Genomic DNA, 24,771 nt, shown 5'->3' on the forward strand with positions numbered 1-24,771 from the left:
CTTTACGAAAGGACCATCCTACCAATGTTAGAAGAACTCAAACAGGAAGTTTATGAAGCCAACATGATGCTGCCGAAGCTCGGCATCGTCACGTTCACTTGGGGCAATGTCTCGGGCATCGACCGCGAGAAGAACCTCTTCGTCATCAAGCCGTCGGGCGTGCCGTACGAGGACCTCAAGCCCTCGGATATGGTCGTCGTCGACCTTGAGGGCCACGTCGTCGAGGGTGATATGAACCCGTCGAGCGATACGATGACGCATCTCGTGCTCTACAAGGCCTTCCCGAATATCAAGGCCGTCGTCCACACGCATTCCAAATGGGCCGTCTCCTTTGCAGAAGCTGGTGTGCCAATCGAAGCGCTCGGCACGACGCACGCTGATACGTTCTACGGCGACGTCCCCGTGACGGATGCCCTGACGAAGCAGGAGATCGAGGAGGCTTACGAGGAGAACACGGGCAAGGTCATCGTCCGCACGTTCAAGGAGTACGGCATCGACCCGGATGCTGTGCCAGCCGTCCTCGTCAAGCAGCATGGCCCGTTCACCTGGGGCCCGAGCCCCAAGAAGGCCGTCGAGAACGCGAAGATCCTCGAGGTCGTCGCCGAGATGAATTACCATGCCCTGCAGCTCACGCGCGCGGACATCCGCGTGCCGCAGTTCCTGCTCGACAAGCATTACTACCGCAAGCACGGCGCAAACGCCTACTATGGCCAGAACAACGCCAAGTCGAAGAGCGGTGTCACGCACAAATAACAAAAACTCCTGCGGCTTGCCGCAGGAGGAAGCCAAGACTAAAACTCCTGCAGCACGCTGCAGGAGGAAGCATACAGGTAGAAGGGAAGTAACATCATGTTGAAACTCACGCACGATTACAAGTTCTGGTTTGTCGCTGGTTCCCAGTTCCTCTATGGTGAGGAGCAGCTCAAGAACGTTGCCCGCGATGCGGAAGACATCGTCAAGAAGCTCAATGAGAGTGGCAAGCTCCCGTACCCGATCGAGTTCAAGGGCGTCATGACGACGGCTGACGGCATTACGCAGTTCATGAAGGATGTCAACTACAATGACGACGTCGCAGGCGTCATCACCTGGATGCACACCTTCTCCCCAGCGAAGAACTGGATCCGCGGCACGAAGCTCCTGCAGAAGCCGCTGCTGCACCTTGCGACGCAGTACCTCAACAAGATCCCGTATGACACGATCGACTTCGACTACATGAACCTCAACCAGAGCGCACACGGCGACCGCGAGTACGGTTATCTCAACGCTCGCCTCGGCCTCAACAACAAGGTCGTCTACGGCTGGTGGGGCGATGAAGAAGTCCAGGATGAGATCACTTCGTGGGAAGATGTCGCCGTTGCCTACAACGAGAGCTTCCACATCAAGGTCTGCCGCTTCGGCGATACGATGCGCAATGTAGCCGTCACGGAGGGCGATAAGGTCCAGGCGCAGATCCAGCTCGGCTGGACGGTCGACTACTGGCCGGTCGGCGACCTCGTCGAAGTCGTCGATGCCGTCAGCGAGGCAGACATCGATGCAGAGTACAAGAAACTGCAGGAACTCTACACGTTCAACCCGCAGGAGAACAGCCCAGAGAAATTCGAGAGCTCGGTCCGCTATCAGCTGCGCGAGTACCTCGGCATCAAGAAGTTCCTCGATGACAAGGGCTACACGGCCTTCTCGACGAACTTCGAGGACCTCAAGGGCCTCAAGCAGCTGCCGGGCCTCGCTGCTCAGCTCTTGATGCGCGACGGGTACGGCTTCGGTGCAGAGGGCGACTGGAAGACGTCGGCACTGACGCGCTTGCTGAAGATCATGGCACACAATGACCGCACGGTCTTCATGGAAGACTACACGCTCGACCTGCGCAAGGGCCATGAAGCTATCCTCGGCGCTCACATGCTCGAGGTTGACCCGACGATTGCCAGCGACAAGCCGCGCGTCGAAGTCCATCCGCTCGACATCGGCGGCAAGGATGACCCGGCCCGCCTCGTCTTCACGGGTGCTGACGGCGAAGGCATCGACTGCACGGTCGCTGACTTCCGCGATGGCTTCCGCCTCATCAGCTATCCGGTCGATTGCCGCAAGGCTGAGGCGGAGACGCCGCATCTGCCGGTCGCTAAGCAGCTCTGGACGCCGAAAGTCGGCCTCAAGAAGGGCGCTACGGCTTGGATCCACGCTGGCGGCGGCCATCACACGGTCCTGTCCTTCCGCATCACAGAAGAGCAGATCCATGATCTCGGCACGATGCTCGGCATGAACCTCGTCGAGATCTGCTGATTGCTCCTATATCCATACACCTACACAAAAGAAGGCTCTCGTTCCAATCTCAGGAACGGGAGCCTTCTTTTTATCGCGCTACCATTATTCTACATTCTGCAGGATGCGGATCTCATTGCGCATGATGTACTTGTCGTGTTCCGGTGCGATGCCATTGACGAGGTAGTCGAAGACGACCTGCATGGCGCGTTGGCCCTGCTGACGCGGGTGCTGATAGAGGGCAGCTTGGATGACGCCCTTCTTCATCATCTCGATCGTCGTCGGGATCGTGTCGAAGACGATCATCGTGATGTCCTTGCGCCCCGCGGCGAGGACGGCGCGGGCGGCGCCGTAGGCGCCGGCCGAGATGATGAAGATGGAGTTGAGCTCGGGATGGTCGAGCAGCAGCTGGCGCACCTTCTCGTAGGCAATCATGTCATCATCCTCACACTCCTCGACGCCGCAGAAGTGGAAATCGGGGTGCTCCTGCATGGTCTCGAGGAAGCCGTCGAGGCGCTGGCGATGGCCGAGCATCTGCAGGGAGCCGAGCAGCACGCCCGTGTGGAGCGGCTGCGGATGGATCATGCAGAGCAGGGCCGCGGCCGTCTTGCCGCCATTGGGATAATTCGGCCCGACGTAGCACTGGCGATGGGATGCCTCGATATCGTTGTTGAGCGTGACGACGAAGATTTTGTCGGCGACGCACTCGTCGATTTTCTGGATGATGCGCGGGTGGTTGAGCGGGTCGATGATCAGTGCGTTGATGCCCTGCTCGCGCAGTTCGTCGATGATGGCGCACTGTTTGTCGAGGTCGAACCCGCGCATGCTGCGCCAGATGACCTTAAGGCCGTAGGAATCGTATTTGTCCGCCATGTGGTGCATGGCAGACAGTACGTCGTCAAAGAAGTGGACGCCCTCGGAGAGCAGCAGAACCCCGACGGTCGGGTGCTTCTTGCGGGCGGCGAGGGCCTTGCCTGCTGGATTCGGGTGATAGTGGAGCTTGGCGGCCATGTCGAGGACGAGTTTTGCCTTTTCGGGTTTGACCTTGCCGCGCCCGTTGAGCACGCGGTCGACTGTGCCGCGCGAGACGCCGCAGAGTTCGGCAATCTGTTTGATGGTTACCATGATATCGACTTCCTCTGTTGTTTCTTTTTGATTCTTTGCAGCAATCTTTAAATTCTAATATTCTAGGTGCAGGTGCTTTTTTCCTGCTCGTACGCTTCCTGGATTGCTCAGTGCGGGGATTTCTGCTATACTATTCGCGATTGCAGAAATGCAGGAATGTTGCAGAGCAGCGATGAACAGTGATGAGCAGCGAAAGGATGGACACGCGCGATGTATAAGATGATTGCCCTCGATCTCGATGGCACGCTCAACAACGATGAGAAGAAGATCACGGAGAAGACGAGAGAGGCACTGCTCTCGGTCCAGCAGCACGGTGTGACGGTCGTGCTAGCCTCCGGCCGTCAGGCGCCGGGGCTCGCGCGCGAGGCGCAGGCCCTCGACCTCAAGGACTACCACGGCCTGCTGCTCTCGTATAACGGCGGCCGCATCCAGGATGCGACGACGGGGGAGGTCCTCTTCGACCAGGCTATTGATCGCGCGACGGCGCTGCGCTTCCTGCGCCATCTCGAGGCGTATCCGGAGCTCTCGCCAATCGTCGACGACGGCGAGTCCATCTTCACGACGGACGCGCGCCGCCACAAGGTGCAGGATGAGAGCCGCAACAACAACCTCAAGGTTGAGATCGTTGCGAACATCGCCGACGCTGTCGAGGCTCGCGGCTTCGCGCCCGTCAAGATCCTGACGGCCGCGCCGAACGAGATCCTCGTGCCGCGCCTTGAAGACATCCGCCGCGGCTTCGAGGATGAGCTCTCCTTCGTCCAGTCGGCCCCGTGGTTCTACGAGGCGACGGTCAAGGGGGTCAGCAAGTCGACCTCGCTCGCGATTGTCTGCGAGCGCTTCGGCATCGCGCGCGCAGAGGTCATGGCCTTTGGCGATGCGCAGAATGACATGAGCATGCTCGACTTCGCCGGCCACGGCGTCGCGATGGGCAATGCCTGCCCTGAGCTAAAGGAGATGGCCGACGAGATCACGCTCTCGAACAACGAGGACGGCATCGCCGCCTCGCTGACGCGCCACTTCGACTTCCTGAATTGATGAAATATGGAGGAGCTTCCCTTTGGGAGGCTCTTTTTTTATGAAAAAAAGGCGGATTCATAGATGAAACTTATAGAAGAACGCTATTGCTATTGACTTTTTCGTGTTCAGGCCATACAATGAAATCATCAATCCCGAGTATTTTTGTAAGGATTACAAATCCGAGCGCATATCTTAAGTCTTAAAGGAGAGTTTTATATATGGCTGAGAATCTTTTGGAAATCAAGGATCTCCACGCTGGTGTCGAAGGCAAGGAAATCCTCAAGGGCCTGAGTCTGTCGGTAGACAAGGGCGAAGTACACGTCATTCTCGGACCGAATGGCTCTGGCAAATCGACGCTGATGAACATCATCATGGGCCATCCGAAGTACGAGGTCACGTCCGGCACGGTGTCGTTCGAGGGTGAGGACATCACGGAGCTCAAGACGTTCGAGCGCGCGCGCAAGGGCCTGTTCCTCTCGTTCCAGACGCCGGAGGAGATCCCGGGCATCACGGTCGAGAACATGATCCGCACGGCAAAGCAGGCCGTCTCTGGTGAGCGCGTCAAGATCGTGCCGTTCCGCCGCCAGCTCAAGGCGACGATGGAAGAGCTCAAGATGAAGCCGGAGTACGCAGAGCGCTACATGAATGTCGGCTTCTCGGGCGGTGAGAAGAAGCGCAATGAGATCCTGCAGCTCCTCATGCTCAACCCGAAGCTCGCGCTGCTCGATGAGACGGACTCGGGCCTCGATGTCGACGCCGTGCAGATCGTCTCGGAAGGCGTCGCGAAGTTCCACAATGAGGACAACAGCTGCCTGATCATCACGCACAACACGCGCATCCTCGAGAAGCTCAAGGTTGACAAGGTCCACGTCCTCATCAACGGTGAGATTGTCGAAGAGGGCGGCCCGGAGCTCATCGATGACATCAACCGCCGCGGCTTCACGCACATCCTCGACGCCAAGGCAGAAAAGTGAGGCGCGCCATGGCTGAAGAAAAATTCACACCGAAAAAGAAGACGTACGTCGAGGATATCGAGCGTACGCTCTACGATATCAAGGACGCCGACCACTCGGTCTACAAGACGCAGAGCGGCCTGACGGAGGAGATCATCCGCGACATCTCGAAGCGCAAGCACGACCCGCAGTGGATGCTCGACTTCCGCCTCAAGTCCCTTGAGGTCTACAACTCGCTGGCGCTGCCGACCTGGGGCCCGGACATCTCGGAGCTCAACATGGATGACATCGTCACCTACGTCCAGCCTGATGCCAAGATGACGGGTAACTGGCAGGAAGTGCCGACGGACATCAAGAACACGTTCGACCGCCTCGGCATCCCGGAGGCCGAGCAGAAGCAGAGCCTCGCCGGTGTCGGCGCGCAGTACGACTCGGAAGTCGTCTACCACAGCATCCAGGAAGACCTCGTCAAGCAGGGCGTCATCTACACGGACATGGAGACGGCTATCCGCGAGCACGAGGACGTCGTCAAGGAGTACTTCATGACGCTCGTGCCGCCGAAGGACCACAAGTTCGCGGCGCTGCACGGCGCTGTCTGGTCCGGCGGCTCCTTCGTCTACGTGCCGGAAGGCGTCCACGTCGAGATCCCACTGCAGTCGTACTTCCGCCTCAACGCGGCAGGTGCCGGCCAGTTCGAGCACACGCTGATCATCGTCGAGAAGAACGCGAGCCTGCACTTCATCGAGGGCTGCTCCGCGCCGAAGTACAACGTCACGAACCTCCACGCGGGCTGCGTCGAGCTCTTCGTCAAGGAGGGCGCACGCCTGCGCTACTCGACCATCGAGAACTGGTCGCGCAACATGATGAACCTCAACACGAAGCGCGCGCTCGTCGAGAAAGACGGCATCATCGAGTGGGTCTCGGGTTCCTTTGGCTCGCACGTCTCGTGCCTCTATCCATGCAGCATCCTGCACGGCGAGAATGCGCGCTGCGAGTTCACGGGCGTCACGTTCGCCTCGAAGGGCCAGAACCTCGATACGGGTGCCAGCGTCATCCACGCGGCTCCGCATACGTCGGCCAACATCAACACGCGCACCATCTCGAAGGCGGGCGGCAAGGCGACGTACCGCAGTGCCGTCAAGGTCACGCGTCGCGCTCCGTTTGCCAAGTGCTCGGTCAACTGCGAGTCGCTGATGCTCGACAACGAGTCGCGCAGCGATACGCTGCCGGTCATGGACATCGAGGGCGACGAGGCGGACATCGGGCATGAGGCCAAGATTGGCCGCATCAGCGATGAGGCCATCTTCTACCTGACCTCTCGCGGCATCGATGAGGATGAGGCACGTGCGATGATCGTGCGCGGCTTCGTCGAGCCGATTGCCAAGGAACTGCCGCTCGAGTACGCAGTCGAGATGAATAACCTGGTCAACATTGAATTAGAAGGGACGATGGGCTGATATGGCAGAGCTTAAGACATTCTCCCGGATCCCCATGCGTACCTGGCGCTGGCTCGGCGTCAATGAGAGCAGGATCCCGGCTGATAGCGATGAAAATGTAACAACGCAGAAAATCCTTGTCGAAGCGGGCAAGGAAGATGAAGTCGTGCTGACGCAGCGCGAGGGCGGCTCGTACGAGCTGCAGGTGCATCTCGAGGAGGGCGCAAAGCTCCACCTCGTCACGGCACAGCTCGTGCCAGACGACGCGCTCTACACCTGCCGCGTCAAGGTCTATGTCGGCAAGGGCGCAACCTTTGCCTACACGGTCGTCGAGGCCGGCGCACACCAGACGGCGACGGAGCTCCACGTCGATCTAGCCGGCGACGACTCCAAGGCCGATATCTGGGGCCTCTACTTCGGCGATGGCGAGAGCGTCATCGACCTCAACTACATCATCCGCCAGGGCGGCCGCCGCACGGACGCCAACATGCAGGTGCGCGGCGCTCTGCTCGGCAAGAGCGAGAAGATCTTCCGCGGCACGCTTGACTTCCTCGAGGGTGCAAAGGGGTCGGTCGGCCGCGAGAACGAGGAAGTCGTCCTGCTCTCGCCGGATGTCCGCAACCGCAGCGTGCCGATCATGCTCTCGCATGAGGACGATGTGGACGGCCACCATGCCGTTTCCGTCGGCAAGATGGACGAAGATAAACTCTTCTACCTCATGAGCCGCGGCCTCGACCTTGCGGAGGCACAGCGCCTCGTCGTCGAGGCGTCGTTCAATCCGGTGCTCGACCGCATCCCGGATGACGCGCTCAAAGAGGAGATCGATACGTATTTGCAGAGGAGACTTTCGAATGGCTGATGCACAGGAATTTTTGAAAGATTTCCCGCTTCTCAAGATGAAGATGAACGGGAAACAGATCGCTTATCTCGATAACGGCGCGACGACGCAGAAGCCGGAGCAGATCATCCAGGCCATCTGCGGCTACTACGGCGGCTGCAACGCCAATCCGCACCGCGGCGCCTATGCGCTCTCGGTCAAGGCGACGGAGATCTATGAGAACGCGCGCGTGCGCACGGCGAAGTTCATCAACGCGGCCCGTCCTGAGGAGATCATCTTCACGAAGAACGCGACGGAGGCGCTGAACCTCGTTGCCTACAGCTATGGCCTCAGCAACGTCAAGGCTGGCGATGAGATCGTCATCACCATCACGGAGCACCACAGCAACCTCGTGCCGTGGCAGTTTGTCGCCAAGACGACGGGCGCGACGCTCAAGTACATCTACCTCGAGAAGGACGGCAACCTCTCGGAGGAGGACATCGAGACGAAGATCACGGAGAAGACGAAGATCGTCGCCGTGACGCAGGTCTCGAACGTCCTGGGCCTCAAGAACGACGTCAAGAAGATCGTCAAGAAGGCGCACAGCGTCGGCGCTGTCGCCGTCGTCGACGGCTCGCAGAGCGTCGCGCACATGAAGGTCGACGTCCGCGACATCGACTGCGACTTCTTTGCCTTCTCCGGCCACAAGATGCTCTCGCCGATGGGTATCGGCGTGCTCTATGGCAAGTACGATATCCTCGATGCGATGCCCCCGTTCCTGCGCGGCGGCGACATGATTGAGTACGTCGAGGAGCAGGACACGACGTACGCAGAGCTGCCGGCCAAGTTCGAGGCCGGCACGCAGAATGTCGGCGGCGCAGCCGGCCTGACGGCGGCCATCGACTACCTCGAGACGATCACCTTCGACCGCATCGAGGCCATCGAGAAGGACCTCGTCGACTATGCGCTGCCGCAGCTGCGCGAGCTGCCGTACATCGAGCTCTACGGCTGCGATACGACCCGCGACAACAAGACGGGCATCATCGCCTTCAACGTCAAGGACGTCCATCCGCACGATGTGGCGAGCATCCTCGACAGCTACGGCGTCGCGATCCGCGCTGGCCATCACTGCGCCCAGCCGCTGCACCGCTACCTCGGCCAGAACGCAAGCTGCCGCGCAAGCTTCTATCTCTACAACACGCGCGAGGACATCGACCGCTGGATCGATGCGCTCAAGAAGGTAAGGGGGGTCCTCGGCTATGGCGCTTGAAGACATCTACACGGAGCTCATCGGCGAGCACAGCCGCAATCCGGAGAACAAGCATCATCTTGCTCATGCGACGTGCGCGCTCAAGGGCCACAACCCGAGCTGCGGCGATGAGATCACGCTGGAGCTGCAGATCGAGAACGGCGTCGTCAAGGATGCGTCGTTCACGGGCGTGGGCTGCGCCATCTCGCAGGCCTCGACGGATATCATGATCGACCTGATCCGCGGCCAGAAGGTCGAGAAGGCCAGAGAGCTCGCGGAGAAGTTCATCGGCATGATCAAGCGCGAGATCACGGACGAGAGCGAGCTCGAGGAGCTCGACGAGGCACTGGCGCTCCAGAACGTCTCGAACATGCCGGCCCGCGTCAAATGCGCGGTGCTCGCATGGCATACACTCGACAATGCGCTCGCAAAAGACGGGCAGGACGCAAAAAAATAAGATTTATCCACAGAAATCTGGGGATATCCATGGTGAACCTGTGGATATCCCCTGCGTTTTGTGGATAACATGTGGATAGAGACAGCAGCAGAGTAACAGAAAGGAAGAGTATCATGGCAGTAAAAGAGATTTCCCCGTTTGATTTCAACGAGAGCGCGTTCCGCGTCATCGGCAAGGACTGGCTGCTCATCACGGGCGAGTACGAGGGCAAGTCGAACGCGATGACGGCTTCGTGGGGCGGCCTCGGCATCATGTGGGGCAAGCCGGTAGCCTACATCTTCATCCGTCCGACGCGCTACACGAAGGAATTCGTCGACAAGGCAGAGGGCCTTTCGCTGTCGGTTTTCCCGGAGGAATACCGCAAGATGATGAACTACTTCGGCACGGTCTCGGGCCGCGATGAGGACAAGATCAAGAAGGCGGGCCTGACGGTCTGCCACGATAACGGCCGCACGTACTTCGATGAAGCGTGTGTGACGATGCTCTGCCGCAAACTCTACGCACAGCCGCTCGCTTCGGAGTTCTTCGTCGACAAGAGCTGCGACGAGAAGTGGTACAAGGACGACTATCACACGATGTACGTCGTCGAGATCGAGAAACTCCTCGTCAAGGAATGAGCCGATGAGCACAGTACGGAAAAAGGGTGGGGTGGCCTGCTGCAGCTGCCTGTCCGACAAAGAAGCGCCAGTGGCATCGATCCTGCGCTGCAGCAACCTGACGACGGGCATGGATGACGCGGAGATCGCGGAGCTCCTGGCATCGAGCCAGGTCCGGCGCCACGTATTCTCGGCCGGGGAGATCGTCTTTCACGATGGCGATCAGCCACATTCGCTCTACATCCTGCTGCGCGGTGAGGTCCACATCCTCAAGGACACGTTCTCGGGCCGCCGCATCTTCATCTCAGAGGTCAATGAGCCGGGCGACATGTTCGGCGAGGTTTACGAGGTGCTCAAGCGGCCCTATGACATCTACGTCGAGGCGGCGAAGGAGACGGAGCTCTTGGAGATCGGCAGCCGTTTCTTCACGATCGGCGGCCAGAGCGAGCATCTCTCGCGCAGTGCCTTGCTCGTCGAGCGCAATCTCATGCGCATCTTCGCGCGCAAGGCGTACTTCATGCACGGCCGCATCAAAGTGCTCGCGAGCGGCAGCCTGCGCGAGAAGATCGTGCGCTTCCTGTTCCAGAATATGGACGCAGCGGGCCACGTCGAGCTCGCTGTGAGCCGAGAGTACCTCGCGGCTTACCTTGCCGTTACGAGGCCGTCGCTCTCAAGAGAGCTCTCGGCCATGCAGAAGGACGGCCTGCTCAAGGTAGCGGGCAAGAACCTCCAGATACTCGACCTCAATCGCTTTGAGGAATACCTCTGAGGCAACTGAATCCATTCGACACAAAAAGCCAGTTCCATGCATGTGTTTTGCATGGAACTGGCTTTGTCTTTTTTGATTACATCGAGCAGCGTAGCGCAGGGGGCCCGGAGGGAATGAGCGGGCAACACTCCACACTCCACACATCGAGCAGCGTAGCGCGGGGGCATGTATTTCGGCTTCGGCGCTGCCGCTGAATGTGACCCAATCTATAGAATGCACGGAGGACATTTCGCCGCCTGCCGCGGCGTTCCGACATTGCTGTGCTCAGTAATGTATCCTTGGGCCACAGCCCTGCGGGCAATCGCTCCGCGCCTGCAGGCGAAATACATGCCCCCGCTTGCGGGCTAGTGGAAACGAGGTTTGCGGTGCGGAGGGGATGAGTGGGCAAAAGCGGAGCGCGTTTAGCTCTTTAGGCAGGCTTCATTGATAAGGGAAAAAATCGATTCAGCAGGACGCCTCAGCGAAGCGTTGTCCGCTTGTCCCCTCCGCTTTGCTGCTGGATGTGCGAAGGCCTTAGCTCAACAGCAGGCTGTCGCTTGTCAGCTCGCTGCCAGCGGCCTTCTCGAACATGGCGAGCAGGTCTTTGACGGTCAGGTGGGCTTTTTCTTCACCGCTGACGTCGAAGAGGATGTGCCCGTTGTACATCATGATCAGGCGGTTGCCGAGGCGCAGGGCGTCGCGCATGTTGTGGGTGATCATCAGGGTGGTGAGCTGCTGCTCGCGGACGATGCTCTCGGTCAGGGCCAGCACTTTCTCGGCGGTCTTGGGGTCGAGGGCTGCGGTGTGCTCGTCGAGCAGCAGGAGTTTTGGCTTGGCCATCGTGGCCATCAAGAGGGTCAGGGCCTGGCGCTGGCCGCCGGAGAGCAGGCCGACCTTTGATTCGAGCCGGTCTTCGAGGCCGAGCTTGAGTCCTGCCAAGAGCTCGCGGAAGTGTTCGCGGTCCTTGGCGGAGGAGCTCCAGCGCAGGGTCGGACGGCGTCCGCGGCGGGCGGCAATCGCGAGGTTTTCCTCGATCATCATGCCGGCCGCCGTGCCCATCATCGGGTCCTGGAAGACGCGGCCGATGAACTTGGCGCGCTTGTGCTCCGGCCATTTCGTGATGTCAGTGCCGGCAATCTCGATCGTGCCCTCATCGACGGGATAGGTGCCCGCGATGGAGTTCATCAGGGTGGACTTGCCCGCGCCGTTGCCGCCGATGACGGTGACGAAGTCGCCGGCGTCGAGGTGAAGGCTCACGTCGTGCAGGGCCAGCTTCTCGGTGATGGTGCCGGGGTTGAAGGTCTTGGAGATGTGCTTGATGTCGAGCATTATTTCTTCACCGCCTTCCGCAGTGTATTGAAGCGCGCCTGTATGAGCGGCAGCGAGAGGGCGATGGCGACGAGGATGGCCGTGAAGAGCTTGAGGTCATTCGGCGGCATGCCCATCTGCAGGACCACGGCGATGACAGCGCGGTAGACGATAGAGCCGAGAATGACCGAGATCAGGCAGTTCTTGAAGCTCCTCGTGCCGAAGAGCACTTCGCCGATGATGACGGACGCGAGGCCGATGACGATCGTGCCGACGCCCATGCCGACATCGGCAAAGCCGTTGCTCTGCGCGACAAGGGCGCCCGACATGGCGACGAGGCCGTTGGAGAGCAGCAGGCCGAGCACGACCATGGCGTCCGTGTTGATGCCGTTGGCGCGGATCATGTGCGGGTTATTGCCCGTCGCGCGCACGGCTGCGCCGATTTCCGTGCCGAAGAACCAGTAGTTGAGCACGGCGACGATCAGGACGATGATGGCGCCGATGACGAGCGTCGTCATGCCTTTGTCGAGGCCCGAGAACTGCCAGATGGTGAAGATCGTGTCCTGCTGCAAAAGCGGCAGGTTCGCCTTGCCCATGATGCGCAGGTTGACGGAGTAGAGCGCAATCATCGTCAGGATGCCGGCGAGCAGGGCCGGTATCTTGAGCTTCGTGCAGAGGATGCCCGTGACGACGCCGCCGAGCATGCCGGCGACGCAGGCCGTGAGAATCGCGGCGATGGGGTGATAGCCGGCCGTCAGCAGGGTGGCGGCTGTGGCGGCTCCGAGCGGGAAGCTGCCCTCGACGGTCAGGTCCGCGATGTCGAGCACGCGGAAGGTCAGGTAGACGCCGATGGCGAGCAGTGCCCAGAGCAGTCCCTGTGAAACAGTGGATATGACTAGATCCATAGATTTCTCCTTGCTGTGACTGTAGCAGTGACTACTGCAACTTCAGTTGTGGCTTTATTCGACGACGTCAGCGTCCTTGAGGACATCCTCCGGGAAGGTGATGCCGAGCAGGGCGGCATTGGCCTTGTTGACCGTGACCTTGAGGTCCTTGGCCATCTCAATCGGCATTGAGCTCGGCTTCTTGCCCTCGAGGATGTCGGCTGCCATGTGGCCCGTCTGGACGCCGAGCTTGTAGTAGTCGATGCCGTAGGTCGCGAGGCCGCCGGCCTTGACCATGTTCGGCTCACCGCAGATGACAGGGATCTTGGCGGCGTTTGTGATGTCGATGAGCGTCGGCATCGCGGAGGCGATGATGTTGTCGGTCGGCTCATAGAAGGCATCGACGGAGCCGACGAGGCTCTGCGCAGCCTGCTGGATGTCGTTGACCGTGGAGATGGTCGCGACTTTGACGGTCAGGCCCTTCGATTCCGCGTACTCCTTCATGGCTTTGACCTGGACTTCTGAGTTGACCTCGCTCGAGCAGTAGACCGTGCCAATCGTCTTGGCGTCCGGCTTGATCTTCAGCAGCAGGTCAATCTGCTCTTTGACGGGGTTCATGTCGCTCGTGCCCGTGACATTGCCCTTCGGCTCCTCATAGGAGGCGACGAGCTTGGCGCCCTCGTAATCCGTGATGGCCGTGCCGACAATCGGGATGTCATGCGTGGCGTTGGCCATCGTCTGGGCCGCCGGCGTCGCGATGGCGCAAATGAGGTCCATCTTCGCGCTGACGAAGCGCTGGGCGATGTTCTGGAGGTTCGACTGGTCGGCCTGTGCATTCTGGCGGTCAATCGTGATGTTCTTGCCCTCTTCGAAGCCGCGTTCCTTGAGGCCGTCGACAAAGCCCTTGTTGGCGGCGTCGAGCGCATTGTGCTCGACGAGCTGGACGATGCCGATCTTGTAGTTCTTGCCGCTGCCCGATGAAGCGGACTGGTCACCCGAGCCGCAGCCGGCCATGAGCCCGAGGCTCAGCACAGCGGCGGCAGCGAGGGCCAGAAGTTTGCAGCGCTTGGATACATTGGATAGTCTCATGAGGAATCCCACCTTTTCTCTTTGAATCTGTACACTCGCGTGCACGATGAATAGACTCTTATATTATACAATGTTACAGATGAAAAATCCATCACTGTTTCTGTAAGATGGACATATTCATGGCATTTATGAGTCGTATCCTGTGGATGACTTTTGACCTATGAATCTGAAATGTTCGATGATATAATAGAGGAAGTTTACACGCGATACGAGCAATCCGTGCTGCGGGGAGCGGCACAGAATATGGAGGTTTTTTGTTTTGCTGGCTACACGCGAATATCAAGATATCGAGGCGAAAGTGATGCGCGGGGAGCGCCTGACGCGGGAGGACGGGATAAGGCTTTTCCACTGCCATGACCTTGCCTGGCTCGGCGCTCTGGCTGACCATGTGCGCCGCGAGAAGTGCGGGGACATCGTCTACTACAATGTCAACTGCCACGTCAATCTGACGAATATCTGCACATCCCACTGCAAGTTCTGCGCCTTTGGCCGCGATGCGGACGAGAAGGGCGCTTATGCGATGACGAAGGCACAGGCCATCGCGGTTGTCGAGGACGCCATGCGCGACCCGAACCTCGCGGGGCTCCACGTCGTTTCGGGGCTCCATCCGACCTGGTCGTTCGAGGATTACCTCGGCATCGTGGAGGCGCTGCACAAGCGCTTCCCGAAGCTCTACATGAAGGGCTTTACCGGCGTGGAGATCACGCACTTCGCGGAGATCTCGGGTCTGTCCGTCGAGGAGGTCCTTCGGCAGCTGCGCGACCGCGGCGGCCTGCAGGCCATCGCCGGCGGCGGAGCGGAGATCCTGTCGGACCGCGTGCGCGGCGAGCTCTGCCCGAACAAGGCGACGGCGGATGAATGGCTCGAGGTGGCGCGCACGGCACACAAGCTCGGCATCAAGTCGAACGCCTCGATGCTCTACGGTCACATTGAGACGCTGGAGGAGCGCGTCGACCACCTGCTACGCCTGCGTGCGCTGCAGGATGAGACGGGCGGCTTCCAGACGTTCATCTGCTTCCCGTTCCTGCCGAAGCACACGGAGCTCGGCGAACACGTCAAGCAGACGAGCATGTGGGATGACCTGCGCACGATGGCCATCTCACGCCTGATGCTCGACAACTTCAAGAACATCAAGGCGTACTGGGTCATGCTGACGGTGCCGGTCGCACAGGTCGCACTCGGCTTCGGCGCCAATGACATCGACGGCACGGTCCACAAGGAGACCATCCTGCACGATGCCGGCGCGAAGAGCCCGCGGGCCCTGAGCGAGGACAACATCATCCGCATCATCAAGGAGGCGGGCCGCATCCCGGCCGCCTGTGACTGCAATTTCAACATCTTGCGCATCATTGAATGAGAGGGATAGATATGAAGCAAATCGAAGCGGCGCGCGCAAGAGCGGCGGCGGGGGAGCGGCTGAGCCTCGAAGATGCCCTGGCGCTCTACGAGGACAATGACCTGCTGTTCCTGGCGGACTGCGCGCGCAAGGCGAAGGAGCGGAAGAGCGGGCATTGCGTCTACTACACCGTCAACCGCCACATCAACCTAACGAATATCTGCAGCTCGAACTGCCCGCTCTGCGCCTTCCAGGTGGAGGCGGGCGATGCGCGCGGCTTCGTGATGGAGCCCGATGACATCGAGCGCGTTCTCGCAAAGGCAAAAGAGACGCCGAACCTGTCGGAAATCCACATCGTCTCGGCACTGCATCCCGACAAGCCGTTCTCGTATTACCGCGCCGTCGTGCGGCAGGTCAAAGCGGCGCTGCCAGATGCAGACGTCAAGGCGTTCACGCCGGTCGAGATCGTCAACTTCGCCAAGATGACGGGCAAGAGCATCCGCGAGATCTTGACACTGCTCAAGGAAGACGGCCTCGACAGCCTGCCGGGCGGTGGGGCGGAGATTCTCTCGGACCGCGTCCGCCAGATCATCTGCCCGAAGAAGGCGACGACGGCGGAGTGGATCGAGACGATGAAGACAGCGCACAGCCTCGGCATCCGCACGAATGCCTCCATCATGTACGGCCATGTCGAGACGATCGAGGAGCGGCTGCAGCACCTCATCACGATTCGCGAGATCCAGGATGAGACGGGCGGCTTCCAGGCCTTCATGCTCTTCCCGTTCCATCCGGCGCACACGAAGCTCGGCGAGGAGTACCATCTGCAGCGCGTGGGCGCCTGGGAGGACATGAAGATGATGGCGCTCTCGCGCCTGATCCTCGACAACATCGACCACGTCAAGGCGTTCTGGATCATGCTGACGATGCCGGTCGCGCAGCTCGCGCTCGGCTTCGGCGCCGACGACCTCGACGGCACGATCGGCGAGGAGAAGATCATCCATGCGGCAGGCGCGCGGACGAAGCCTGGCATCACGCGCACGCAGCTCGAGAAGATCATCCGCGAGGCAGGCTACGAGCCCGTCGAACGCGACACATTCTATCGGCCAATCGGCGGCAGAGAGGAGCAGGGCGTATGAGACTGACAGAACGAGAGGGCGAGGCGCTGCTGCGCGAGGGCGACCTCATCGCACTCGGGCGCGAGGCGGACAAAATCCGCCAGCAGCGCTTCGGCAATACGACGACGTTCATCATTGACCGCAACATCAACTACACGAATGTCTGCGTCAATGAGTGCCGCTTCTGCGCGTTCTTCCGGCGGCAGGGCAGCAAGGACGCCTATCTGCTCACGCACGAGGAGATCCTCGAGAAGGTGCGGGAGACGGTGGAAGCCGGCGGCACGCAGGTCATGATACAGGGCGGGCTCTATCCGGAGCTCGGCCTCGCGTATTACGAGAAGATGTTGCGCCTCATCAAGGAGCACTTCCCGACCATCACGATCCATTCCTTCACGGCGACGGAAATCCAGCACTTCGCGCGCGAGGCGGGCCTGTCCAACCTCGAGACGCTCAAGCGCCTGCAGGCGGCCGGCCTCGACAGCCTGCCGGGCGGCGGCGCGGAAATCCTCGTCGATGAGGTGCGCCGCAAGGTCAGCCCCAAGAAGATCATGACGGATGACTGGCTGCACGTCATGGAATGTGCGCATTCCATCGGCATGGAGAGCACGGCGACGATGGTCATCGGCTTCGGTGAGACGATGGCGCAGCGCATCGAGCACATGGAGAAGGTGCGGCGCCTGCAGGACAAGACGGGCGGCTTCCGCGCATTCATCACCTGGACGTTCCAGCCGGGGCACACGGAGCTCGGCGGCGAGAAGACGTCGAGCTGGGACTACATGCGGACGCTGGCGCTCTCGCGGCTCTACATGGACAACATCGCGCACATCCAGGGCTCATGGGTCACGCAGGGGGAGCGCATCGGCCAGCTGACGCTCGGCTTCGGCGCCGACGACGCCGGCAGCATCATGCTCGAGGAAAACGTCGTGCGGGCGGCGGGCACGCTCTACGACATGTCGACCAAGAAGATGGTACGGCTCATCGAAGGGGCGGGCAGAGAGGCCGCGCAGCGCGATACCGAGTACAATATCATACGACGTTTTTGATTCGTGGCGTGGGGCGGGGCATGCATTCCGGCTTCGTCGCATCGCTGAATGAGCCCTATGGTGAGGCTCTGGCCATTGAGGCGAGTTCGCCGCCTGCCGCGGCGTTCTGACATCGGCTTTCCAGGCGGATGCGGAGTAGGGCTCAGCCCTGCGGGCAATCGCTCTGCTCCTGCAGGCGGAATGCATGCCCCGCCCCTAGAGACTGCGTGCATTCCGGCTTTGTCGCATTGCTGAATGAGACCTATGGTGCGGCTCTGCCCATTGAGGCGAGTTCGCCGCCTGCCGCGGCGTTCTGACATCGGCTTTCCAGGCGGATGCGGAGTAGGGCTCAGCCCTGCGGGCGGTCGCTCTGCTCCTGCAGGCGGAATGCATGCCCCGCCCCTAGAGACTGCGTGCATTCCGGCTTCGTCGCATCGCTGAATGAGTCCTATGGTGCGGCTCTGCCCATTGAGGCGAGTTCGCCGCCTGCCGCAGTGTTCTGACATCGGCTTTCCAGGCGGATGCAGAGTAGGGCTCAGTCCTGCGGGCTATCGCTCTGCTCCTGCAGGCGGAATGCATGTCCCGCCCTCAGCGAATACCTGCAATTGAGCGCGCCTAAAAATGGACTGAACTAAGGCCGGGGTGGTGTGTGCCGCCTGCAGCCGCGCAGTGACTGCCCGAAGGGCTGGGGCCCGAGGTAGGAAAGAGAGGTAGTATCATGATAAATGAACAGCAGGCAGTGAAAGCAGAGATCCCGCGTGCGGATTATGCCGTCGTGGGCGGTTCGGGCACGCTCTCGAGCGATTTCCCGCGCAATCTGCCGGATGAAGACGTGAAGATCCTTGAGGACAATCTGTATTTCGAGACGCCGTACGGCAAGAGTCCCTCGATGCGGCTCTTCTGCGTCGGTGAGAAGCATGTGCTGACGGTGCGCATGCACGGCTGGCGCTCGGGCGTGACGCGCGCCGATGCTTCGCGCCAGGTCTTCTGGGTCTTCCGCGAAGCGGGCGTCAAGCGCATCATCTCGGAGGGCGGCGTCGGCACGGTCAATAAGCTCCTCGACCTGCGCGACTTCATCATCCCCGACGATTACCTCGACCTCTCAGTGCGCAAGGACGTCATGCTCGACGGGCGTTACCTGCTCGTCATGCGCGACGCACTCTGCCCCGAGATGCGTGAGGCGCTGATCAAGGCGACGAAGAAGCGCTTCACGGGGCGCGTCTTCACGCGCGGCACCTACGCCGTGACGGACGGCCGCCACTTCGAGAGCCCGGCGGAAGTCGCGATGATGAATGGTCATGCCGACATCGTCGGGCAGAGCATCGCGCCGGAGGTCTACCTCGCGCGCGAGATCGGCGCCTGCTATGCCGGCCTCTACTTCACCGTCAACTACGGCGAGGGCATCCGCAAGGCCTGGTCGCATCAGGACATGGCCGACATCTTTTACGACGACGCGCCTATGATCGGTGAGATCATCCTCGAGACCATCCGCACGGTCGCGGCCGACGAACGTCACTGCGAGTGCCTCTCCCTGCGCAAGGAGACCCTTCTCAAAGATGTCTACAATGAGGTCTCGTCCAAGGGATAAGACCCCATATAAGGAAACGAGCTGTGCATCACATTTCGCAAGCAGCGAAGTGCGGTGCACAGCTCGTTTTGTCTTTGAGGATATTCATCAGGGCTCAAGCGAGGCGGCGTAGAGCGCTTGGATGAACTTCTTGGTATTGATGTGGACCTTGGAAATCTGCGGCTTCTCGTTCTGCTGAATCGTGCGCATGATGCTGCAGACCTCCGCGTAGTCGAAGTAGAAGGGCGCGTACTCTTCGAATTTTGGGTTCGTGTAGTCGACGACGCCCATCGAGGCCGTGCTGACCATGGCCTGGAATACGGCGCGGCGCAGGCGCTGCTCGATGGTCTTGGCCTCCTTCTGGATGTTCTCGGCGGCGTGTTCCTCCGCAATCGCGGTGAAGATCGTCTTGAGCGAGGGGAAGGTGGAGCTCTTGTGGTGCGCCTGCAGGTAGGCGATGATCTCGAGCAGGTCGTCGTAGCCCGCTGTTCCGGCGACACCGAGCTCCTTGAGCAGCGAGGCGGCCTTCTGCTGTGGCGTGACCTCTTTTGCTGGTGCCACAGCGACGGCCGGGTTCAGGGTGGTCTGCAGAGTGTTCTGCAGGGTGTGTGCGAAGCGCTCGAGGCGGATGTATTCTTCAACCGACCGCAGCACGCTGACAATCTCATTGCGGTTCAGTGGTTTCGTGATGTAGGAGTAGACGCCGCTCTCATAGGCCTTGCCGATGAGGTCCTTGCTGTCCACCTGCGAGATCATGATGATCTTGCCGGGGAAATCATGGAAGCGGCGCACGGAGTCGATGCCGTCGCAGTCGGGCATGAGCATATCGATGATCAGGAGATCGATGTGGCGCGCGATGAGCTCCGTCGTCGTGAGAGTTGCGGCGCTCGGCAGTGATGCGACGACTGTGCCGAGCTCATAGTCTTCGATAATATCCTGCAGCATGTCGCGGATGGCTTCATCATCGTCGATGAGCATGATGTTCATGATATCGGTCCTTTCTGTTGAGATGGCGCGTCGTCATCCTGACGGATGGCGGGAATCCTGGTCACGGGATGCGTGGTCAGGCTGTTGAGGGGCAGGGTGACGTGGAAGGTGACGCTGTCCTTCCCATCAGAAGCTGCCGTGATGCTGCCGCCGAGGTGTTCGGCGAGCGCCTTGATGTACGTCAGGCCCACGCCGCTCGAAGCGCGGCCGTCGCTGTCGTATTTCGTCGTGTAGCCGGGGCGGAAAATCTGCTTCAGGCGGCGCAGTGGTATCGAGCTGCCCGTATTCGTGACTTCTAGATGAAGGTCATTGCTCAGACGCTTCATGGAGATGGCAATCGTCCCCCTGTCTCGAATGGCCTCGATGGCGTTCGCTGTGAGGTTGTTGAGGATGGACAGGATCGTGTAGGCGTGGAGTTCCGGCAGGCGGGCGGAGATATTCGTCGAGAAGGCGATGTGCTTCTCGAGCTGGCGCGCGTACTTCTTCTGCGTGTGGATGATCAGATGGCAGAGCTCGAGCGGCGTCATGTAGTCGTTGAGCTTGTGCGAATTGTTCTGATTTGTCAGCTCGCTCAGCGCAGCGTAGATGCGCTGACTGTCCTTCTTGATGTCGTGGACCTCTCCTGCTACGCGCAGCGCTTCCTGCGTGATGCGCGGCAGATCTTCGGTGTCGTGCAGGCTGCGCAGCTCCTCGTAGACGCCGTAGCAGTCGTGCGTGGCTGTCTCCGCCCGGTGCAGCGCCTGCTTGAGCTCAAAGACTTCCTCGTAGATGCTCGCGACCATCATCGTCAGGCGGTTCTTCTCGTGCAGCTCGTGGGCGAGGTGAATTTCCGTCAGGTAGAGCTGTGAGAGGAAGAAGAAGCTCAGGATGAAGAAGCAGCGCAAAAAGGCGATGCCCGTGAGGCGCGTGAGCACCGGCACGGTGATGATGGCCGCCTGCGTGCCGAGGAAGAGGTCCATCGTGTAGAGCTCAGCGATGCTCGCGAGCACCTCCGCGATGATGGCCCAGACGGCAATCTTCATGGCCTGTGTCGTGATGGGCGCACGGTTGAGCTTCACGCAGGAGAAGCAGATGGCATAGGTAAAATAGTAGAAAAACGTCGGGATGTGCTGGTAGACGCCCGCAGTAAAGGGCGTGCCGCCGACCGCGTCGAGGGCTCCGCGGAATAAGACGACCGCGATGCCGACGGCAAGGCCCGAGATGGCCATCGGCACATTGCGGAGCCAGAGCAGGAAGAGCAGGAACATCGGCGAGCCGAAGCTCACGCGGAAGCTGCTGAATTCGTTGCCGAACGGATGGATGCGCGGCTCGCCGGCTAGTGGCACGATGAGCAGCATGCATATGAAGATGAAGAGTTCTCGATGTTTACTGATCATGAGCAGTTCCTTTTTATCAATAACGGTGCAGAGGCGTGCAGCAATGCGGACGCACATTGCCATACATGTTCTATAGTGTATCATATCGCCATTTTGGCTGGCAACGGGCACACATATCGAAATGATGGATGGGTGGCATCTAAAACAGCAATAAACAGTAATATTATATCACATGCCTGTCATCTACGTTACAAGTTGTCAGTAAAAAAAAACTATTTCCTCGATATTGTAGGATTCTGTCGTTTTTTCTAGGTGATACGGTATATTGAATACAGTAATAAAAAGATAAGTCATATTAATGACAACGGGAGGGACTCATATGTCAAAAGAAAACAGCAATAACTTGCTGCGGGGCCTGATCTGTGTGGCCATCGGAGCAATCATCTGGTGCATCCCGGCACCTGCTGGTGTCGGCCCGCAGGCCTGGGGCCTGCTCGCCGTCTTCGTCGCGACGATCGCTGGCTTCATCCTGCAGCCGCTGCCGCTTGGTGCCATCGCCATCATCGCCTGCGCACTGTTGCCGGTACTCGGCATCATGAAAGCTGGCCAGGCGCTGGAAGGTTTCTCGAACGGCACGATCTGGCTGATCGTATCCGCCTTCATGTTTGCTACGGGCTTCATCAAGACGGGCCTCGGCAAGCGCATCGCTTACCTGTTGCTCTCGCGCTTCGGCAAGAATACGCTGAGCGTCGCTTATGTCATGAGCGCAGCAGATTTCATCATCGCTCCGTTCACGCCGTCGAACACGGCTCGTGGCGGCGGCATCATCTACCCGATCGTCAACAGTGTCACGACGGTCCTCGGCTGTGATCCCAAGACGGGCAAGAACCAGCGCACGGGCGCATTCCTGATGTACAGTGCCTATGCAGCCGTCATCACTTCGGCCTGCATTTTCCTGACTGGTGCTTCGAACAACGTCCTCGCGAATACGCTGACGGAACAGGCCTTTGGCCAGTCCCTGAGCTGGATGTCCTGGTTCGAGGTCAGCATCATCCCGGGCCTGCTGCTCTCGATCGTCACGCCGTACCTGCTCTATAAGATCATCAAGCCGGAACTCACGGAAACGCCGGAGACCCTGTCTCTCGCGAAGAAAGAACTCAGCGCGATGGGCGCTATGAGCAGCAAGGAGAAGATCCTCTGCGTCATCTTCATCGCCTGCCTCGTGCTCTGGGCAACGGGCAGCATCCATCATATCGATTCGGCTATTGTCGCACTGCTCGGCCTCTCCGCCATGCTCATCACGAAGTGCATTGACTGGAGCGACGTCACGAAACAGCATGGTGCATGGGATGTCCTCGTATGGATGGGCGTTCTCGTCAACATGGCTGCGTATCTCTCGAAGTTCGGTTTCATGAAGTGGTTCGCAGCCACGATGGCTGCCGCCTGCGCTGGCATGTCCTGGATGACGATGCTCATCGTCCTCTGCATCATCTACACGCTGGCCCACTATCTGCTCGCCAGCAACAGCGCCCACATCGCTGCGATGTTCATCGCCTTCACGACTATCCTCGTTGCGGCAGGTGCCCCGGTCATCCCGACGGCAATCATCCTGGCAATCCTCTGCAACAGTGCATCGTTCCTGACGCACTACGGCTGCGGCGTTACGCCAATCTTCTTCGGCTCTGGCTTCATGGGCCAAGGCGAGTGGTGGAAGATCGGCTTTATCATCACGGTCCTGCATATCGTGGTCTGGATGGCCCTCGGCCTGCCGATCATGGGCATCCTCGGCATGATGTAAGATGTCATTCAAGTAATCTAGTGTTCTGAATAAGATGGTCTTTGGAGAAAGCATCCATCTGGGTGCTTTCTCTAGATTATCTGTTACAGTGTATACAGAGAAAAACATTTTTGCTAAAATGTACTTGATTGTATTCTGTATACATGATACAATACAGTCAGTTGAGCGGGGAAGAAAAAACAGAACCGCTGCACCCAATAAAAATAACGTGTACAACGCGAGATGATTTCATTTCAGGCTTCGCCTGAGAAATCGGGCGGAGAAAAGAAAGGAACGTGGCAAACATGAGAAAAGAACATGATTTCATTGGTGAGCTCGAAGTACCGGATGAGGTTTACTACGGTGTTCAGACGATGCGTGCCATCGATAACTTCCACATCACGGGCCAGACGATTGACCCGGATTTCGTTCAGAGCATCGCTCGTGTCAAGAAGGCAGCTGCCATGGCCAACATGGCTACGGGCCGTCTCGACAAGAAGATCGGCGAAGCACTGATCGAAGCTGCTGATGAGATCATCGACGGCAAGCTCCTCGACCAGTTCCCGGTTGATCCGATCCAGGGCGGTGCTGGTACGTCCATCAACATGAACATGAACGAGGTCCTCTGCAACCGTGCACTCGAGATCATCGGTCAGCCGAAAGGCCGTTACGACATCATCTCCCCGAACAACCACGCCAACATGGCACAGTCCACGAATGACTCGTTCCCGACGAGCATCAAGGTCTGCCTGAGCCACAAGGCAAAGAAACTCACGGCTGCTCTCGACCGCCTCGCTACGGAGCTCGAGAAGAAGTCCGAGGAGTACAAGGATGTCCTCAAGATGGGCCGCACGCACCTGCAGGATGCTGTTCCTATCACGCTTGGCCAGGAGATGGGCATGTACGCATCGGCTGTACGCCGCGGCATCCGTCGCATCGACCATGCTATCGATGAGATCCATGTCATGAACATGGGCGGCACGGCTGTCGGCACGGGTCTCAACGCAGAGCCGGCTTACATCAAGAAAGTTGCTGAGACGCTCAGTGAGGTCACGGGTGAGAAGTACGTCACGGCTGACAACATGATTGACGCGACGAACAACACGGATGGCTTCTCCGATGTCTCGAGCGCTATGAAGACGACGGCTCTCGTCCTCATCAAGATGGCTAACGACTTCCGCCTCATGGCTTCCGGTCCGCGCTGCGGCCTCAACGAGCTCAAGCTGCCGAAACGTCAGCCGGGTTCCTCCATCATGCCGGGCAAAGTCAATCCGGTCATCGCAGAAGTCCTCGACCAGGCTTGCTACCAGGTCATCGGCAACGATCTCGCCGTCTCGATGGGCGTCGAGAATGGCCAGTTCGAGCTCAATGTCATGGAGCCGGTCATGGCCTTCAACATGTTCAATTCGATGAAGTACATGACGAACGCGGTCAACACGTTTGTCGACAAGCTCCTCATTGGCCTCGAGCCGAACCGCGAGCAGTGCCAGAAGTGGCTCGACAACAGCGTCGGCGTTGTCACGGCTCTGCTGCCGCATATCGGCTATGAGAACTCCGCAATGCTCGCTAAGGAAGCTTACAACACGGGCAAGCCGATCCGTCAGGTCATCATGGAGAAGGGCCTCCTTTCCCGCGAGAAGATGGAGCACATCCTCTCCCCGCGCCAGATGACGACGCCGGGCATTGCCGAATAAGCTGCGCTTGACTTCCTATTCC

At 59.5% G+C, this 24,771-nt stretch carries 22 protein-coding genes; 16 read left to right on the forward strand and 6 right to left on the reverse strand.

Features of this window, described 5'->3' with window-relative positions:
- Positions 1-24: 24 nt before the first annotated feature.
- Positions 25-753: an L-ribulose-5-phosphate 4-epimerase gene (locus tag MITSMUL_RS11215; protein WP_005842797.1), complete on the forward strand. Its 729-nt coding sequence runs from the start codon at positions 25-27 to the stop codon at positions 751-753.
- 96 nt (positions 754-849) lie between these two features.
- Positions 850-2,277 (forward strand): L-arabinose isomerase, encoded by a 1,428-nt coding sequence (araA, locus tag MITSMUL_RS11220; RefSeq protein ID WP_005842799.1) that lies wholly within the window; start codon positions 850-852, stop codon positions 2,275-2,277.
- 84 nt (positions 2,278-2,361) lie between these two features.
- Here the strand turns inward: araA and MITSMUL_RS11225 are convergent, their stop codons facing one another.
- Entirely contained in the window at positions 2,362-3,381 is a 1,020-nt protein-coding gene (locus MITSMUL_RS11225; protein ID WP_005842801.1) for a LacI family DNA-binding transcriptional regulator, read from the reverse strand.
- Between the two features lie 210 nt (positions 3,382-3,591).
- On the opposite strand from MITSMUL_RS11225, the gene MITSMUL_RS11230 reads away from it, so the two are divergent.
- The 8 genes from MITSMUL_RS11230 (at position 3,592) to MITSMUL_RS11265 (ending at position 10,675) form a co-directional block, all read left to right on the forward strand.
- On the forward strand, positions 3,592-4,416 hold the full coding sequence (locus MITSMUL_RS11230) for a Cof-type HAD-IIB family hydrolase (RefSeq protein ID WP_005842805.1): 825 nt from the start codon (positions 3,592-3,594) through the stop codon (positions 4,414-4,416).
- A 200-nt stretch (positions 4,417-4,616) separates the two neighbouring features.
- Entirely contained in the window at positions 4,617-5,372 is a 756-nt protein-coding gene (gene sufC, locus MITSMUL_RS11235; RefSeq protein ID WP_005842807.1) for a Fe-S cluster assembly ATPase SufC, read from the forward strand.
- 8 nt (positions 5,373-5,380) lie between these two features.
- The gene (gene sufB, locus MITSMUL_RS11240; RefSeq protein WP_005842809.1) at positions 5,381-6,808 is read left to right on the forward strand and encodes a Fe-S cluster assembly protein SufB; all 1,428 of its coding nucleotides are present in this window, start codon (positions 5,381-5,383) and stop codon (positions 6,806-6,808) included.
- A 1-nt stretch (position 6,809) separates the two neighbouring features.
- Positions 6,810-7,646, forward strand: coding sequence for a SufB/SufD family protein (locus MITSMUL_RS11245; RefSeq protein ID WP_005842811.1), 837 nt, complete (start codon positions 6,810-6,812; stop codon positions 7,644-7,646).
- Positions 7,639-8,874, forward strand: coding sequence for a cysteine desulfurase (locus MITSMUL_RS11250; protein WP_005842813.1), 1,236 nt, complete (start codon positions 7,639-7,641; stop codon positions 8,872-8,874). Before MITSMUL_RS11245 ends, MITSMUL_RS11250 begins: the two co-directional genes overlap by 8 nt.
- On the forward strand, positions 8,864-9,310 hold the full coding sequence (gene sufU, locus MITSMUL_RS11255; RefSeq protein WP_005842815.1) for a Fe-S cluster assembly sulfur transfer protein SufU: 447 nt from the start codon (positions 8,864-8,866) through the stop codon (positions 9,308-9,310). The genes MITSMUL_RS11250 and sufU overlap by 11 nt, the downstream gene beginning before the upstream one ends.
- A gap of 113 nt (positions 9,311-9,423) precedes the next feature.
- Complete coding sequence (locus MITSMUL_RS11260; protein ID WP_005842817.1) at positions 9,424-9,927, forward strand: flavin reductase family protein; 504 nt, start codon at positions 9,424-9,426, stop codon at positions 9,925-9,927.
- A 4-nt stretch (positions 9,928-9,931) separates the two neighbouring features.
- Entirely contained in the window at positions 9,932-10,675 is a 744-nt protein-coding gene (locus MITSMUL_RS11265; protein WP_005842819.1) for a Crp/Fnr family transcriptional regulator, read from the forward strand.
- Between the two features lie 513 nt (positions 10,676-11,188).
- Here the strand turns inward: MITSMUL_RS11265 and MITSMUL_RS11270 are convergent.
- Genes MITSMUL_RS11270 through MITSMUL_RS11280 form a run of 3 tightly spaced genes read right to left on the reverse strand, consistent with a single transcriptional unit; the run spans position 11,189 to position 13,935 of the window.
- On the reverse strand, positions 11,189-11,983 hold the full coding sequence (locus tag MITSMUL_RS11270; protein ID WP_005842821.1) for an ABC transporter ATP-binding protein: 795 nt from the start codon (positions 11,981-11,983) through the stop codon (positions 11,189-11,191).
- Positions 11,983-12,867 carry an ABC transporter permease gene (locus MITSMUL_RS11275; protein ID WP_005842824.1) on the reverse strand — a complete coding sequence of 295 codons (885 nt, stop codon included), beginning with the start codon at positions 12,865-12,867 and terminating at the stop codon, positions 11,983-11,985. The genes MITSMUL_RS11270 and MITSMUL_RS11275 overlap by 1 nt, the downstream gene beginning before the upstream one ends.
- A 54-nt stretch (positions 12,868-12,921) precedes the next feature.
- Positions 12,922-13,935: an ABC transporter substrate-binding protein gene (locus MITSMUL_RS11280; RefSeq protein WP_040636423.1), complete on the reverse strand. Its 1,014-nt coding sequence runs from the start codon at positions 13,933-13,935 to the stop codon at positions 12,922-12,924.
- A 259-nt stretch (positions 13,936-14,194) separates the two neighbouring features.
- Between MITSMUL_RS11280 and mqnE the strand changes: the two genes are divergently transcribed.
- From mqnE to MITSMUL_RS11300, 4 genes are all read left to right on the forward strand, one after another.
- Positions 14,195-15,292 carry an aminofutalosine synthase MqnE gene (gene mqnE / locus MITSMUL_RS11285; protein ID WP_005842827.1) on the forward strand — a complete coding sequence of 366 codons (1,098 nt, stop codon included), beginning with the start codon at positions 14,195-14,197 and terminating at the stop codon, positions 15,290-15,292.
- An 11-nt stretch (positions 15,293-15,303) separates the two neighbouring features.
- Positions 15,304-16,407 (forward strand): radical SAM protein, encoded by a 1,104-nt coding sequence (locus MITSMUL_RS11290; protein WP_040636424.1) that lies wholly within the window; start codon positions 15,304-15,306, stop codon positions 16,405-16,407.
- The gene (gene mqnC, locus MITSMUL_RS11295) at positions 16,404-17,429 is read left to right on the forward strand and encodes a cyclic dehypoxanthinyl futalosine synthase (RefSeq protein ID WP_005842831.1); all 1,026 of its coding nucleotides are present in this window, start codon (positions 16,404-16,406) and stop codon (positions 17,427-17,429) included. Before MITSMUL_RS11290 ends, mqnC begins: the two co-directional genes overlap by 4 nt.
- 697 nt (positions 17,430-18,126) lie before the next feature.
- Entirely contained in the window at positions 18,127-18,996 is an 870-nt protein-coding gene (locus MITSMUL_RS11300) for an MTAP family purine nucleoside phosphorylase (RefSeq protein WP_005842833.1), read from the forward strand.
- Positions 18,997-19,083: 87 nt separating this feature from the next.
- Here MITSMUL_RS11300 and MITSMUL_RS11305 read toward each other — a convergent pair whose 3' ends face one another.
- Entirely contained in the window at positions 19,084-19,962 is an 879-nt protein-coding gene (locus MITSMUL_RS11305) for a response regulator (RefSeq protein ID WP_005842835.1), read from the reverse strand.
- Positions 19,959-21,338 carry a sensor histidine kinase gene (locus MITSMUL_RS11310; protein ID WP_169627177.1) on the reverse strand — a complete coding sequence of 460 codons (1,380 nt, stop codon included), beginning with the start codon at positions 21,336-21,338 and terminating at the stop codon, positions 19,959-19,961. Before MITSMUL_RS11310 ends, MITSMUL_RS11305 begins: the two co-directional genes overlap by 4 nt.
- Before the next feature lie 319 nt (positions 21,339-21,657).
- Between MITSMUL_RS11310 and MITSMUL_RS11315 the strand changes: the two genes are divergently transcribed.
- Positions 21,658-23,076 (forward strand): DASS family sodium-coupled anion symporter, encoded by a 1,419-nt coding sequence (locus MITSMUL_RS11315; RefSeq protein ID WP_005842841.1) that lies wholly within the window; start codon positions 21,658-21,660, stop codon positions 23,074-23,076.
- A gap of 284 nt (positions 23,077-23,360) precedes the next feature.
- Positions 23,361-24,749 carry an aspartate ammonia-lyase gene (locus tag MITSMUL_RS11320; protein WP_005842843.1) on the forward strand — a complete coding sequence of 463 codons (1,389 nt, stop codon included), beginning with the start codon at positions 23,361-23,363 and terminating at the stop codon, positions 24,747-24,749.
- The last annotated feature ends 22 nt before the right edge of the window (positions 24,750-24,771 follow it).

The organism is Mitsuokella multacida DSM 20544, from assembly GCF_000155955.1.
GTDB classification, from domain to species: Bacteria; Bacillota; Negativicutes; order Selenomonadales; family Selenomonadaceae; genus Mitsuokella; species Mitsuokella multacida.